Below are 13,434 nucleotides of genomic sequence, written 5' to 3' on the forward strand. Positions count from 1 at the left end.
CGGATCGGTCATACACCGCAGATCAGGATTTGCGCGAGAGCAGCGCCAACAGCTCGGTCAGTTGATCGGCTTGAATATCATCGAGCTTGTCGCCGAGGTGACGTTGAAGGGCCGAGGCATAGACGGTCCACATGCGGTCCCGCATGGCGCTGCCCGCCTCACTGATAACCACCCAACGGCCCCGGCCATCCTCTGAAAATACCTCGCGGCGGACAAGGCCGGCCTTTTCCATCCGGTCGAGCAGGCGGGACAGGTTATGCTGGGCAAGCAGCGTCCGCTCCTCGATTTCGTAGGGCCGTAGCCTGCCGCCGGTGGCCCGCACCAGCTCCAGCAACACGTCATACCAACCGAGCGGCGGCAGGTCGGCCGCTTTCAAGTCCTGCTCGATCGCAGCAAGGACGATCTGTTGTGTGCGCATGAGGCCTATCCACGCGCGGGTGACGGCGGGCGAGGGCTGTGGGGTCTTGGCATCTGAACAATCGGACATGAATGCAATTACATCTATATTGACCATGCTGGCAAGCGTGGATATATATGCAATTACATCTATATTGAACAAAGGCTCCAGGAGATCTGATCATGCCCGACGCCATGCTGACCCTCATCAGCCATCACCTTTGCCCCTACGTCCAGCGAGCCGCCATCACGCTTGCCGAAAAGGGCGCGCCATTCGAGTTCCGCTATGTCGATCTGTCGGCAAAACCCGACTGGTTTCTGACCATTTCCCCGCTCGGCAAGGTGCCGCTCTTGATCGTGCGGCAGGACGACGGAGCGGAAGCGGTCCTGTTCGAGAGTGCCGTGATCTGCGAATATCTCGAGGAAACTCAGTCCGGCGCCAAGCTCCATCCGGCCGATCCGCTGACCCGTGCCCGGCATCGCGGCTGGATCGAGTTCGGCTCTTCGATCCTCTCGGACCTGTGGGGATTCGAGACCGCCAGGGATGAAGAAACCTACGAGACCAAGCGCAAAGCGTTGATCGACAAGTTTGTTCGCGTTGAAGCGCAATTGGGCGATGGCCCCTTTTTCGCCGGAGAGGCATTCAGCCTGGTCGATGCAGTCTTTGCGCCGATCTTCCGTTACTTTGATGTGTTCGACACCATAACACCGACCGGCGTCTTCGACAGGCTGCCGCGTGTCTTGGCATGGCGCAAGGACTTGGCTTTGCGGCAAAGCGTTCGAGATGCGGTGGTGAACGACTATCCCGATCGCCTCAAGGCCTTCCTGGTGGCTCATGATGCCTGGCTGCTGAAACGCGCCGCCTGACGGATCAGCAGAAATTCCGAAGAAGGCAACGGCGTGCATCTGATATTGGCGACGCCGCTGACGGGAGGCTTTCGCTATCTCCGCGCGCAAGGTTGGTATATTCGTGGGGCGTGAAGGCGGGCTTGAAGCTGCTTTCTTGCCTCCCCCCTTTCGCAATCGCGAAAAAAAGGGTATGAGCGCGCCAAATGCAATTGGCGTGTTTGCTTTATACCGCGCCCCAGCCTCAGAGATTAAGACATATGGCACTTCGCAACATCGCGATCATCGCGCACGTTGACCATGGGAAAACCACCCTCGTCGACGAGCTCCTGAAGCAGTCCGGCTCGTTCCGCGAGAACCAGCGCGTTGCCGAACGCGTCATGGATTCCAACGATCTCGAAAAGGAACGCGGCATCACCATTCTTGCCAAGGCGACCTCGGTCGTCTGGAAGGATACGCGCATCAACATCGTCGACACCCCCGGCCACGCCGACTTCGGCGGTGAAGTCGAGCGCATTCTCTCGATGGTGGATGGCGCGATCGTTCTCGTCGATGCTGCCGAAGGCCCGATGCCGCAGACCAAGTTCGTCGTCGGCAAGGCTCTGAAGGTCGGCCTGCGCCCGATCGTTGCGATCAACAAGATCGACCGTCCGGACGCCCGCGCTGACGAAGTCATCAACGAAGTCTTCGATCTCTTCGCCAATCTCGACGCCACCGACGAGCAGCTCGATTTTCCGATCCTCTATGGTTCGGGCCGTAACGGCTGGATGAACTATTCGCCTGAGGGTCCGAAGGACGAAGGTCTCGGCCCGCTTCTTGACCTCGTCGTCAAGCATGTTCCCGAGCCGACCGTCGGCGAAGGCCCGTTCCGCATGATCGGCACGATCCTGGAAGCCAACCCCTTCCTCGGCCGCATCATCACCGGCCGTATCCATTCCGGCTCGATCAAGCCGAACCAGGCCGTCAAGGTTCTTGGTGCAGACGGCAACCTCATCGAAACCGGCCGTATCTCCAAGATCCTCGCCTTCCGCGGTATCGAGCGTCAGCCGATTGAAGAAGCGCAGGCAGGTGACATCGTCGCTATTGCCGGCCTCTCCAAGGGCACCGTCGCCGACACCTTCTGCGACCCGCAGGTCTCCGAGCCGCTGATCGCGCAGCCGATCGACCCGCCGACCGTCACCATGTCCTTCATCGTCAACGACAGCCCCTATGCGGGCACCGAAGGCGACAAGGTCACCTCGCGCGTCATCCGCGACCGTCTGTTCAAGGAAGCCGAAGGCAACGTCGCGCTGAAGATCGAGGAAGCCGAAGGCAAGGATTCATTCTACGTTTCCGGCCGTGGCGAATTGCAGCTCGCGGTTCTCATCGAAACCATGCGCCGCGAAGGCTTCGAGCTTGCCGTGTCGCGTCCGCGCGTCGTTATGCATAAGGATGAGAGCGGCCAGCTGCTCGAGCCGATCGAAGAAGTCGTCATCGACGTCGATGAAGAACATTCCGGCATCGTCGTGCAGAAGATGTCCGAGCGTAAGGCCGAAATGGCCGAGCTGCGTCCTTCGGGCGGCAACCGCGTCCGTCTCGTCTTCTGGGCGCCGACCCGCGGCCTCATCGGCTACCAGTCGGAACTCCTGACCGACACGCGCGGCACGGCCGTCATGAACCGTCTGTTCCATGATTACCAGCCGTACAAGGGCGAGATCGGCGGCCGCGTGAACGGCGTTCTGCTGGCCAACGAAGCTGGTGAAGCCGTGGCCTATGCTCTGTTCAACCTGGAAGATCGCGGCCCGATGATCATCGACGCCGGCGAGAAGGTCTATGCCGGCATGATCATCGGCATCCACTCGCGCGACAACGACCTCGAAGTTAACGTTCTGAAGGGCAAGAAGCTCACCAACATCCGCGCCGCCGGCAAGGATGAAGCCGTGAAGCTGACCCCGCCGATCCGCATGACGCTCGACCGCGCGCTCTCCTGGATCCAGGACGACGAGCTGGTGGAAGTGACGCCGAAGTCGATCCGCCTCCGTAAGATGTATCTCGACCCCAACGAGCGCAAGCGTTACGAGAAGGCTCGTCTGGCCTGATTGCTGTAGCGCTTCGATGCATTCGACCCCGGCCATTGTGCCGGGGTTTTTATTTGCATGTTCGGTTTTTGAGCTCTTGTCCTAAAGGTTAAAAAGTCGTTAATTTTTGTTAATGATCCACGGATAAAGCCTGTGGGCAAGTCCGCCATCTTTATGAATGAGGATGGTTAATTCGCGTTGGTAAGACCAGAGTAGACGTTATGAAGACGTTGTCGATTGATGTTCGGCGGGCAGAACCCCATGATGCCCGAGCCATTTCGGAGGTGCACCGCCAGTCCTGGCAGTACACTTATGCCGGCATCATTCCGCATCGCGCCCTCGGCCAGATGATCGAGCGTCGCGGTGAAGCCTGGTGGCGCAAGGCGACCAGCGGTCCGGCGACGTTGCTGGTTCTGGATGTCGCCGGCGAGATCGCCGGCTATGCCACGCTCGGCCTCAATCGTGCCCGCGCTCTGCCGCAGGAGGGCGAGATCTACGAACTCTATCTGCGCCCGCAATATCAGGGCCTTGGTCTCGGGCGCATGCTGTTCGGCGAGGCGCGCCGGCTGTTGAAGTCGCTTGGCTGCAAGGGGCTGGTCGTCTGGTGCCTCGAGGAAAACGAGAATGCCTACCGCTTCTATCGCGGGCAGGGCGGCGCGGATTTCTGCGAGGGTATCGAAACTTTCGATCACAGGCAGCTGCGCAAGATCGGCTTCGTCTGGCCTTGAGCGGCAACTAAATCAGCTCCGTTTCCCGATGCGTTGTTGCGTTGCGGGATGAATCCTATTATTTGGCTGGCGGCAACCATCCTTATCTAGGGGACAAGCATGCGTATCGACGCGATTTCCATTGGCAAGAACCCGCCCGAAGACGTCAACGTCATCGTTGAAGTGCCGGTCGGCGGTCATCCGATCAAGTACGAAATGGACAAGGAGGCCGGCACGCTGGTCGTCGACCGTTTCCTCTACACGCCGATGACCTATCCGGGCAATTACGGCTTCGTACCGCACACGCTCTCCGACGACGGCGACCCGATCGACGTGCTGATCGCCAACACCCGTCCGCTGGTTCCGGGCTGCGTCATCAATGTTCGCCCGATCGGCGTGCTGATGATGGAAGACAATTCCGGCAAGGACGAGAAGATCATCGCCGTTCCCGCACCGAAGCTGACGATGCGCTACGACAAGGTCAAGGAATATACCGACCTGCCCGAGATCACGCTGAAGCAGATCGAGCACTTCTTCGAGCACTACAAGGATCTGGAACCCGGCAAGTGGGTGAAGATCTTCGGCTGGAAGGGTTCGAAGGAAGCCGGCGAGCTCATCGTCGAAGCCATCGAGCGCGCGAAGAACACCAAGGCCTGATCAGTCGCTTTCAGCGACGGCGCAAAGCCTCCTTATTAAATCCTCCGGTTCGCCCTCGATCCGGAGGATTTTTTTGCGCGCAGTGTCACCGCTGACGAGGGCAAACATGGATTTGGGAACGCCAAGGCTCTTGGAAAGCAGGGCGATCAGCGCCTTGTTGGCCTTGCCCTTTTCCGGCGCCACCGAGACGCGCGCCTTCAGATAGCACTCGCCGTCGCTGCCGGCTTCCAGCCCATCGATTGCATCACGCCCGCCATTGGGCGTGAGCCTCACGGAGAGCCTGACGTGATCCGCAAAGGCCTGCCAGGCTTTGTTCACCGCAGGAACAAGGGCACGATCGAATTCCACATCAGCGAGCGGATGAAGAAGATGATGAGCAGCAGGATGACCGGCGAGATATCGATGCCGCCGAGATCCGGCAGGATGCGGCGGATCGGGCGCAGGGCCGGCTCAGTGACCGCATAAAGGAAGTTGCCGATGGAGCTGACGAACTGATTGCTCGAATTGATGACGTTGAACGCATAGAGCCAGGAGAAGATGGCGCTGGCAATCAAGATCCAGGTATAAAGATTCAAAGCCAGATCAATGGTTTGAAATAAGGCGAGCATATCCGTCTCCAATTCGCGGTTGACAGACATGTAGACATTGGCGACTAAACGGGCAAGTCCCATGCTCCGAAGCATGTTGAATCATGTTTAAAAGGCCGGCATTTGCGCTAGCGGCCGCATCGGAAAGTCTCGTCCCATGTCGTTCGCTGCCAGCGGAGACCGGTTTGCCGCCTTCAGGCACGTTGCTTATACTTATTTCTTCTTCGCGCGATTTTTGACGGCTTTTGCCACGCAGGTCGTCAGCGTCTCCGTTGGCTGGCAGATGTATGAGCACACCGGCCAGCCGATCTATCTCGGTCTGATCGGTCTCGTGCAGTTCCTGCCGTCGCTACTGCTGATCCTGGTGACGGGCACGGCTGCGGACCGCTACAACAGGCGGCGGATTTCCGCGATCTGCATTTTCGTCGGCACCCTCTGCGCGGCCGCGCTGCTGTTCCTGACCGTATCGGGCACCTTCGCTCCGCTGCCTGTGTTTCTGATCCTCACGGTCTTCGGCATAGAACGCGCCTTCATGACGCCGGCCATGCAGTCGCTGGCGCCCAATCTGATTCCGCCCGAAGATCTGACGAACGCCATCACCTGGAACTCGATGTCATGGGATGCAGCCGCCATCCTCGGCCCCGTTGCCGGCGGCCTGCTTTATGGCGTCGGTGCCGATGTCGCCTATACCGTGGCCGTCTTTTTCTTTGCGGCCGGCTCGGTGCTGACATTCCTGATCCCGAAGCCGCAGCAGCGCCTCGCGCATGAGCGGCGAAGCCTGAGCGAGATGCTAGCCGGCTTCCGTTTCATCTGGTCGGAGAAAGTGGTGCTCGGTGCCGTCTCGCTCGATCTTTTCGCCGTGCTGCTCGGCGGTGCGGTTGCGCTGATGCCCATCTACGCGCGCGATATCCTGACGCTCGGGCCGTGGGGTCTCGGCATGCTGCGCGCAGCGCCAAGCTTTGGCGCGATCGCCATGGGCCTTTTCCTGGCGACCTATCCTATCCGCAATCGTGCCGGCATCTGCATGTTTGCCGGCGTTGCCATGTTCGGCGTCGGAACCCTGGTCTTCGGCATCTCGCATACGCCGTGGCTGTCGATAACAGCTCTGGCCATCATGGGCGCCTCCGACCTGATCTCCGTCTACGTCCGCGAGACGCTGATCACGCTCTGGACGCCGGATCACGTGCGCGGCCGTGTCAATGCCGTCAACATGGTCTTCGTCGGCGCGTCGAACGAGCTCGGCGAATTCCGCGCCGGCACCATGGCGCATTATTTCGGCGCGATCCCCGCCGTGGTCATCGGAGGACTCGGCACGCTGACCGTCGCCATCCTCTGGGCCACAGGTTTCCCGCAGCTTCGCCGGATCGACAGCCTGAACGCGCCCGACCGTGACGGCGAGCCGCAACCGGCTTGAGGGCTTGCGCGATGACAAGGAAGCCGGATCGATACAATTCGTTTTCGGCGCTCCGCGAGCGTGAAACCGAGGGCGTCGCCTATCGCATCCATATCGAGGATCGATCGTCGCCTATCGCTGTCATCGCTCCCCATGGCGGCTTTATCGAGCCTGCCACATCCGAAATCGCTCTGGCGATCGCGGGTGAAAGGTTCTCCCTTTATCGTTTCGAAGGGCTCGATCCGGTGAGGCTCCATCATGAGCTGCACGTCACCTCCGAAAATTTCGATGAACCGATAGCAAACGGCTTGGTGGCCAATTCATGGATTGTCGTCGCCGTTCATGGGCGGACGGATCGGGATGATCCGCTGACGAGCTGGATCGGCGGTCTCGACACATCGCTTCGCGACCGGATCGTTAGGACATTGCGGCTCAATGGCTTTGTGGCGGCCGCGAGAGTGAAGGGGGAGGCGCTTGCGGGAGCTTCCGCCGGCAATATCTGCAATCGCGGCAAGCGGCAGGCCGGTGTCCAGCTCGAGATCCCGCGAAGCGTCAGGGACGCTCTCATGGCGGATGCGGAGCAACTGAAGCGGTATGCGGGAGCGATCCGCTATGCGATCGATGAATTCGATCGCGCGTTTTTGTCAGGCTAGGCTTCGCAGGCAGCCATCGCTTGCTTGCCCTCGAAGACGAGATCGAGGAATTCGGAAAGCCAGGCCTTGAGCGCGGCGTCGAAGATCATACGACCTTCCAGGTGCTCGCGGCCCTGCTGGGCGTTCGGCATGCAGAAGCGGTGCTCGCCATGCACGACCCAGCGCTGCATCATGGCGCGCGTGAGTTCGGCATGGAACTGCAGGCCCCAGGCATTGGCGCCGTAGCGATAGGCCTGGTTCGGATAGGTCTCTGCCGTTGCCAGCAGGTCGGCGCCATGCGGCAGTTCGAAGCCTTCGCGGTGGAAGTGATAGACCATTTGCGGCCAGCGCATCAGCAGCCGGCCCTTTTCCGTCGGCTGCAGCGCATACCAGCCGATCTCGGTCTTGCCGTCGTCTCGCGCCTTCACCTTGGCGCCGAGATGGCGGGCGAGCAGCTGCGCACCAAGGCAGATGCCGAGATAGGGCCGGTTTTCTTTAAGCGGTACCTTCAGCCAGTCGGTTTCGGACTTGATGAACTCATCCGGGTCGTTGGCGCTCATCGGGCCGCCGAAGACGACGGCGCCGGCATGTCCCTCAAGCGTCGAGGGCAGGCGTTCGCCAAGCACCGGGCGACGGATATCGAGATCGTAGCCCTTTTCCAGCAGCATCTGGCCGACGCGGCCGGGGCTGGAGCGCTCCTGATGCAGAACGATCAATATCGGACGGCCAGCGCTCTTCGGCGCTTCAATCATCATTGCCTGTCTCCACCCTCGAACCGGGCGCGCGTGCGGCTGCTTCCTGACGCTTCATGATGCGCTCGCGGTCGGAAATGCCCATGAGGTCGGCGATGCGCCAGATCGCATGGTCTTCCATCTCGCTGCGCTCGCCGTCGGCATAGACGATATCCCAGAGGATGCCGAGCAGTTCGAGGCGCTGCGTGCTGTCGAGATGCCGCTTCAGGTCGGAGGTGAAGCGATAATAGTCGACGGCTTCGCTTTCGGCTTCCTCGCCGGCGGCGATCAGCCGGTCGAGCTGGCGGCCATCCAGACCATATTGATCCTTCAGGAGCTTGCGCAGCCGCTTCTTCTCGCTGTTTTCGATCTTGCCGTCCGCCTCCATGACCTGGATGCAGAGCGCTGCCACCGCGACACGTGGGTCGTCGGGGGCGAAGCCGGATCTGGGGTGGTCCTGGGTCAGGTTATGAAGGAATTCCTGAAAGCGTTCGAACATCCGTTTCCATTCTCAAAGCAAGCAGAGCAGGGTTCTTGGGGCACCATGCTCAATCTTTTTGTCTTCCCGCAATTCCGGACGCAAAACCGCTGCGCAGTTTTGCCGGAATTGCTCTAAAACAACTTGAGCCGCGTCTTGGGTTCCGGTTCAAGTTTATGATCCTTCACACCCGGATCATCAGGCGCACCACCGAAGAAGGGCCGGGGCTCAGACTCCTGCTGCGCCGGTTTTGGCGCTGCCTCGGATGCGCTTGAAGCGGGTTTCGCCACGACGGGCTCCAATTCCATGACATAGGTATCGGCGGCCGGCGATGCAACTTTCGGTGAACTTGGCTTTTCCGCCGCGGTTGCGGGAGAGGCGTCGCGCACCGGCGGCAGCGACTTCAGCGCCGCGTCGACCGACACCGTGGAACCTTCTTCGACCGGACCTTCGATCTGGCCGAAGGGCGCTTTCCATTCGAAGGCATCGAGACGGCCCGTGATCGGCGACAGCGGCAGCCATTTCTCCGAAACGAAGCCATCGGCAACCCAGGCCGGATCGCGCGGCGCGCGCAGGGCCTGCGCCATCCAGTGGCGGATGCGGCCCTGATCGCCGCTTTCGGCTTCTTCAATGTCAGCCAGCAAAAGGAAGGCACCTTCGCGCGCATCGATCCTTGCGGCGGCTTCGGCCTTGGCACGGGCCTTGGCAAAATCGCCGGCATCCATCGCCGCCTTTGCGGTCAACAGGAGGGCCTCGACATTGTTCGGGCGGATCGCCTCCAGCCTCTCGGCGCGCTTCAAACGGTCAAGAACGGAATCGCCGCTGCGGGCTCGCACGTAAGCCCGACCGATTTCGGGGTGCGGCTGCGCCTTCCAGACCTGCTCAAGGGTGGAAGCGGCCTTGCGTACCTTGTCTTCGCGGAAGAGTGCCTTAGCGGCGATCAATGCTGCAGGCACGAAATCGTCCACGAGCTTCAGCGCTGCCAGCGCATCGTCGCGGGCGCCTGTCGGATCGCTCTCCAGCTTGTCGCTGGCGCGGGCCGTCAGCAGCACGGCGCGTTGACGATTGGCCGTGGTCTTGCTGACGACCTGGGCGGCCTTCTGCTGGTCCAGAAGTTTGATGGCATCATCCCAGCGGCCGGCCTGGCTGCGATATTCCAGTGTCGCCTGCGCCGCCCAGGGCAGATAGGGCGCCTGGTCGGCGGCCTTCTCGGCATATTGCCGCGCTGCCTCATGCGCGCCGAGGCGCTTGGCTTCGAGATAAAGGCCGCGCAGCCCGAGCTCGCGCGTTTCCGGATCATTGGCCATCTGCTCGAACTTCTGACGAGCCTCGTCATGCTTGCCTTCGATCAGGGCGGCCTGGGCCTCAAGCAGGTTGATGAGCGGCTCCTGATCAGCGCGGATGAGGCCGCGGGTGCGAGCCGCCATCTTGCGAGCCAGCAGAGAATTGCCAGCCCCGGCCGCGATCAGGCCGGTCGACAGTGCCTGATAGCCGCGATCGCGCTTGCGGGCGCGGAAATAGCGGGTGACGGAGTGTGGCGAGGTCCAGATCAACCGCACGAACCACCAGACGATCATCACCGCGGCCACGATCGCAATCAGGATCGCGGCGGCAACGATGAGCTTCGTCTGGTAAAGCTGGCCTTCCCAGACCAGCGAGAGATCGCCGGGCCGATCCGCCAGCCAGGAAAAGCCATAGCCGAGAGCCAGGACGAGAATGGCGAAGATAAGCAGTCTGATCATTGCTGCGCTCCGTCATTAGAGCCGGATGATTTTAGATCGAAACGATCTAAAATCTGAATCCGCTCTAAAATCAAATAGGTAGAGCATGATGTCGTCCGAAAATCGCTCATACTTTTCAGCATCATGCTCTAATTCTGTTTCCCGGTATTGGCGATCGCCTTCGACAGGGCGTCGCTTACCAGATCCTCGACGCGGATGCGGGCCTCCAGCGATTGCTTGAAGGCGGCCGATGCGGATTTGGCCGCATCGGGCAGGCTGTTCCATTCCGTCACCGCGCCGGGCAGATCGCCGTTCCTCACCTTGTCCTCGAAGCGGGCGGCGATGGCATCGATACCGTCGCCGGGGACATTGCCGACGGGGCGGACCTGCACCAGCGATTTGGCGCCCGACATCAGCCGGCTGCTCCAACTCTGATTCGGATCGTCGGTCTGTGCGGTGGCGACGATCGCGGTCGCGACATCGGAAACCTGACGGATCAGGTCGGCGCGGGAGGGCACGCCGGTCTGTGCGAAATTCTTGAGATCGGCAACGGCCGGATCGTCCGGCGCGACATTGGCAAAAGTGTCGAGCTCAGGTTGGAAGGGGCCGCCGCGGTCGATTGCCGCCTTCAGCGCCGCCGCCGCGATGGCGCGGGCAACCGCGCTTTCCTGGCTCGGCCCGCTCAGCTTCTTTTCGGCGTCGTCAAGACGCTTGCTGACTTCGGCATCGGAGGAGGCCTGGCTCTGCGTTGCCTTGCTGAGATCCGATTTCAGCTGCTCGACCTCGCTGGTCAGCGAAGCGATCTTCTGTTCTGAAGCAGGATTTGCGGCTCCACCCGAACCACTTGCCGAAGCGCCGTTGGCAGCGCTCGTTTCAAGCGCTGCGACGCGAGCGGCAAGCGCCTCGTCGGGCTTGGCTGCCGGCGCGGCGGCGAGATTGGCGATGCTCTGCTTGAGGCCGTCGATCTCCGCATTCAATGCGGTGATCTCGGTAGAACTTTCTTTGCTTGCACGGCCGCCAGGCAGGAAGCCCGCATACTGCAAGGCGCCGGCGCAGATGAGGGCGATCAGGCCGCCGGTGATGCCGGCCGCGATAAGGCCTGACGTCGAGCCTTCACGCGATTGCGGCCGCTCCGTATGAGACGGATGTTCGGCATGGGAAGGCGGAGGATCGGCCTGCTGCGCCGCTGCTGTTTGCGGTTCTTCCGGCGCGGCAGCGAAGATAGACTCCTGAGCCTCCTCCCGAAGTGGTTCCTTCTCCGCTTCAAGCGGCATTTCCACTTCATCAGCCGAGGAGCCGCCAAGCTCGCCATGGCTGCGCTCGGTCAAATCCTCGCGAGCTGCGTCCTGCGCAGTTTTTTCGGCTTCCAGATCGATCGTGACCGGTTCGTCGTTGGGCTTCGAATGGTTAGGCGTTTTTCGCGATACCATGAGGTCCTCTTTATCATGCGCTGCAACGAAGTTAGACAGACAAGGCGATTATGGAAAGGCCTTACATCAAAATTGCGACCTTACGCGCGGATCAGAAGCGCCATAAGCCTGTCTTCATTCGGCATGTCGGCAATATCGACGCGGGATCGCATCGGCTCGGGAACTGCGCTGGCGATGGTTTCGCTCAGGCAGAGAAACCGTGTTTCGGCAAAGATGCCAGGGTTGTGCCGAACGAATGGCAGGCTGAAAAAGCGTTTCGCCGTCTCGTGGGAATAAAGCAGTATGGCGTCTGCGCGGGTGTCGGCGAAAAGCCGGCGAAGATTGTTGTCGTCGGGGACAATATTCTGCATCTGGTAGCATTCGACGGTCAGGAAAGGCAGGTGCCGCTCAGCCAATCCGGCTTCGAAACCGGCGGCCCGTGGAGAACCTGCAAGATAGAGGAGGGGGCCGTTGTTCAGGCCTGAAGGGTGGCTGGAGATCATGGCGGCAAGCTCTGCACCGCCGCCTTCGGACATGGCGATATTGCTGAATCCGAGATCAGCCGCTTCCTTGGCTGTCGCCTTTCCCACGGCAAAGAGGCGACGACCAAGATGAGGCACAAGATCGGAACCCAATAGCGAAAGCGCCCGGATCGCCTCGGCGCTGGTGACGGCGATGTCGCCCTGCGTGGCCAGGAGCGCTCGTCTCGCTTCCTCGGCATCGTGGACAGGTTCGGCCAGCGGCAGCAGCAGGGGTTCGTGTCCCATCTGCTCCAGCCGCCGCATGGTGCGCTCACCCGAATGCTGAGGGCGGGTGACGACGACGCGCATCCCTCGTCAGGTCCAGTCTTCGAAAAAGGTGCTGCCGGCCTCGGCGCGGATCGCCTGGCCGGCATTGATCCCCAGCGCCTCGGCATCGCGGCGGTGGCCCTCGATGGTGGTCGTGTGCACCTGCTTGCCATCCGGGGTGAGGATCATGCCGAAGAAGCGCAGATGATCGCCTTCGCAAATTGCGTAGCCGGCTATCGGCGTGCGGCAGGAACCGTCAAGCGCGGCCAGGAAGGCGCGTTCACAGGATACGGCATCGAAAGTCGGCGCGTCGTTGACGGCGGCGAGCAGATCGTTCATCCGCGCGTCATCGATGCGGCTTTCGATTGCGATGGCGCCTTGCGCGGGCGCTGGAGGGAATTCGTCCGGGTCGAGAATATCGGTGATGACCTCGACCATACCCAGTCGCTTCAGGCCGGCAAGCGCCAGCAAGGTCGCGTCGGCCTGTCCCTCTTCCAGTTTGCGAAGGCGAGTCTGGACCGAGCCGCGGAAGGTGATGACGTTGATATCTGGGCGCAGCCGGCGGATCAGCGCCTGGCGGCGCAGCGACGCGGAGCCGACCGTGGCACCACGCGGCAGCTCGATCAGTTTCGGCGCAGTGCGGCCGATGACGGAATCGCGGATATCTTCGCGCGGCAGATAAGCGGTGAGCGCCAGGCCTTGGGGCAGCTTCGTCGCCATATCCTTGGCGGAGTGGACGGCGAAGTCGAGCTCGCCCGAGGCCAGCTTCTCTTCGAGTTCCTCGGTGAACAGGCCCTTGCCGCCGATTGCCGCGAGCGAACGGTCGGTGATGCGGTCGCCCTTGGTGGTGAGCACGACGATTTCGAACATCTCTTCCGGAAGGCCGTGCGCCGCCATCAGACGGTCGCGCGCCTCGTGTGCCTGGGCGAGCGCCAGCGGGCTGCCGCGCGTGCCGATCCGGAAAGGTTTTGTTTGCATCCGCTTTGATCCGTTGTTACCGACAGTTCCCGTAACCATATTTCCGCTTTACCG

Annotated in this window: 15 protein-coding genes; 6 read left to right on the forward strand and 9 right to left on the reverse strand. The window is 61.3% G+C overall.

Going from position 1 to position 13,434, the window contains the following annotated elements; genetic code table 11:
* Positions 1-22: 22 nt before the first annotated feature.
* The gene (locus tag GA0061103_RS28685; RefSeq protein WP_092717893.1) at positions 23-487 is read right to left on the reverse strand and encodes a MarR family winged helix-turn-helix transcriptional regulator; all 465 of its coding nucleotides are present in this window, start codon (positions 485-487) and stop codon (positions 23-25) included.
* A gap of 92 nt (positions 488-579) precedes the next feature.
* Between GA0061103_RS28685 and GA0061103_RS28690 the strand changes: the two genes are divergently transcribed.
* The 4 genes from GA0061103_RS28690 to ppa all read left to right on the forward strand — a co-directional run bounded on the left by GA0061103_RS28690 (position 580) and on the right by ppa (position 4,663).
* Positions 580-1,263 (forward strand): glutathione S-transferase family protein, encoded by a 684-nt coding sequence (locus GA0061103_RS28690; protein ID WP_092717400.1) that lies wholly within the window; start codon positions 580-582, stop codon positions 1,261-1,263.
* A 239-nt stretch (positions 1,264-1,502) separates the two neighbouring features.
* Complete coding sequence (typA, locus tag GA0061103_RS28695) at positions 1,503-3,320, forward strand: translational GTPase TypA (protein WP_092717403.1); 1,818 nt, start codon at positions 1,503-1,505, stop codon at positions 3,318-3,320.
* Positions 3,321-3,520: 200 nt separating this feature from the next.
* Complete coding sequence (locus tag GA0061103_RS28700; protein WP_069613362.1) at positions 3,521-4,027, forward strand: GNAT family N-acetyltransferase; 507 nt, start codon at positions 3,521-3,523, stop codon at positions 4,025-4,027.
* Between the two features lie 99 nt (positions 4,028-4,126).
* The gene (gene ppa / locus GA0061103_RS28705; RefSeq protein ID WP_069613363.1) at positions 4,127-4,663 is read left to right on the forward strand and encodes an inorganic diphosphatase; all 537 of its coding nucleotides are present in this window, start codon (positions 4,127-4,129) and stop codon (positions 4,661-4,663) included.
* Here the strand turns inward: ppa and GA0061103_RS28710 are convergent, their stop codons facing one another.
* Together GA0061103_RS28710 and GA0061103_RS28715 are read right to left on the reverse strand one after the other, a co-directional pair.
* Positions 4,664-4,981: a DUF167 domain-containing protein gene (locus GA0061103_RS28710; protein ID WP_092717406.1), complete on the reverse strand. Its 318-nt coding sequence runs from the start codon at positions 4,979-4,981 to the stop codon at positions 4,664-4,666. It lies immediately after the preceding gene.
* On the reverse strand, positions 4,978-5,301 hold the full coding sequence (locus tag GA0061103_RS28715; RefSeq protein WP_092717410.1) for a YggT family protein: 324 nt from the start codon (positions 5,299-5,301) through the stop codon (positions 4,978-4,980). Before GA0061103_RS28715 ends, GA0061103_RS28710 begins: the two co-directional genes overlap by 4 nt.
* Positions 5,302-5,407: 106 nt before the next feature.
* On the opposite strand from GA0061103_RS28715, the gene GA0061103_RS28720 reads away from it, so the two are divergent.
* A complete protein-coding gene (locus GA0061103_RS28720) occupies positions 5,408-6,664 on the forward strand; it encodes an MFS transporter (RefSeq protein WP_092717413.1) in 1,257 nt (418 codons plus the stop codon).
* An 11-nt stretch (positions 6,665-6,675) separates the two neighbouring features.
* On the forward strand, positions 6,676-7,296 hold the full coding sequence (locus GA0061103_RS28725) for a poly-gamma-glutamate hydrolase family protein (protein ID WP_092717415.1): 621 nt from the start codon (positions 6,676-6,678) through the stop codon (positions 7,294-7,296).
* Here GA0061103_RS28725 and GA0061103_RS28730 read toward each other — a convergent pair.
* From GA0061103_RS28730 to hemC, 6 genes are all read right to left on the reverse strand, one after another.
* Complete coding sequence (locus GA0061103_RS28730) at positions 7,293-8,027, reverse strand: glutamine amidotransferase (RefSeq protein ID WP_092717896.1); 735 nt, start codon at positions 8,025-8,027, stop codon at positions 7,293-7,295. The genes GA0061103_RS28725 and GA0061103_RS28730 overlap by 4 nt on opposite strands.
* The gene (locus GA0061103_RS28735) at positions 8,020-8,505 is read right to left on the reverse strand and encodes a tellurite resistance TerB family protein (RefSeq protein ID WP_092717417.1); all 486 of its coding nucleotides are present in this window, start codon (positions 8,503-8,505) and stop codon (positions 8,020-8,022) included. Before GA0061103_RS28735 ends, GA0061103_RS28730 begins: the two co-directional genes overlap by 8 nt.
* A 113-nt stretch (positions 8,506-8,618) precedes the next feature.
* On the reverse strand, positions 8,619-10,226 hold the full coding sequence (locus GA0061103_RS28740; protein ID WP_092717420.1) for a heme biosynthesis protein HemY: 1,608 nt from the start codon (positions 10,224-10,226) through the stop codon (positions 8,619-8,621).
* Between the two features lie 128 nt (positions 10,227-10,354).
* On the reverse strand, positions 10,355-11,635 hold the full coding sequence (locus tag GA0061103_RS28745) for a COG4223 family protein (protein ID WP_092717422.1): 1,281 nt from the start codon (positions 11,633-11,635) through the stop codon (positions 10,355-10,357).
* 80 nt (positions 11,636-11,715) lie between these two features.
* Positions 11,716-12,444: a uroporphyrinogen-III synthase gene (locus tag GA0061103_RS28750; RefSeq protein ID WP_092717424.1), complete on the reverse strand. Its 729-nt coding sequence runs from the start codon at positions 12,442-12,444 to the stop codon at positions 11,716-11,718.
* Positions 12,445-12,450: 6 nt separating this feature from the next.
* Entirely contained in the window at positions 12,451-13,380 is a 930-nt protein-coding gene (gene hemC / locus GA0061103_RS28755) for a hydroxymethylbilane synthase (protein WP_092717427.1), read from the reverse strand.
* Between the last annotated feature and the right edge of the window lie 54 nt (positions 13,381-13,434).

The organism is Martinezella multihospitum, from assembly GCF_900094585.1.
Lineage (GTDB): Bacteria > Pseudomonadota > Alphaproteobacteria > Rhizobiales > Rhizobiaceae > Rhizobium > Rhizobium multihospitium.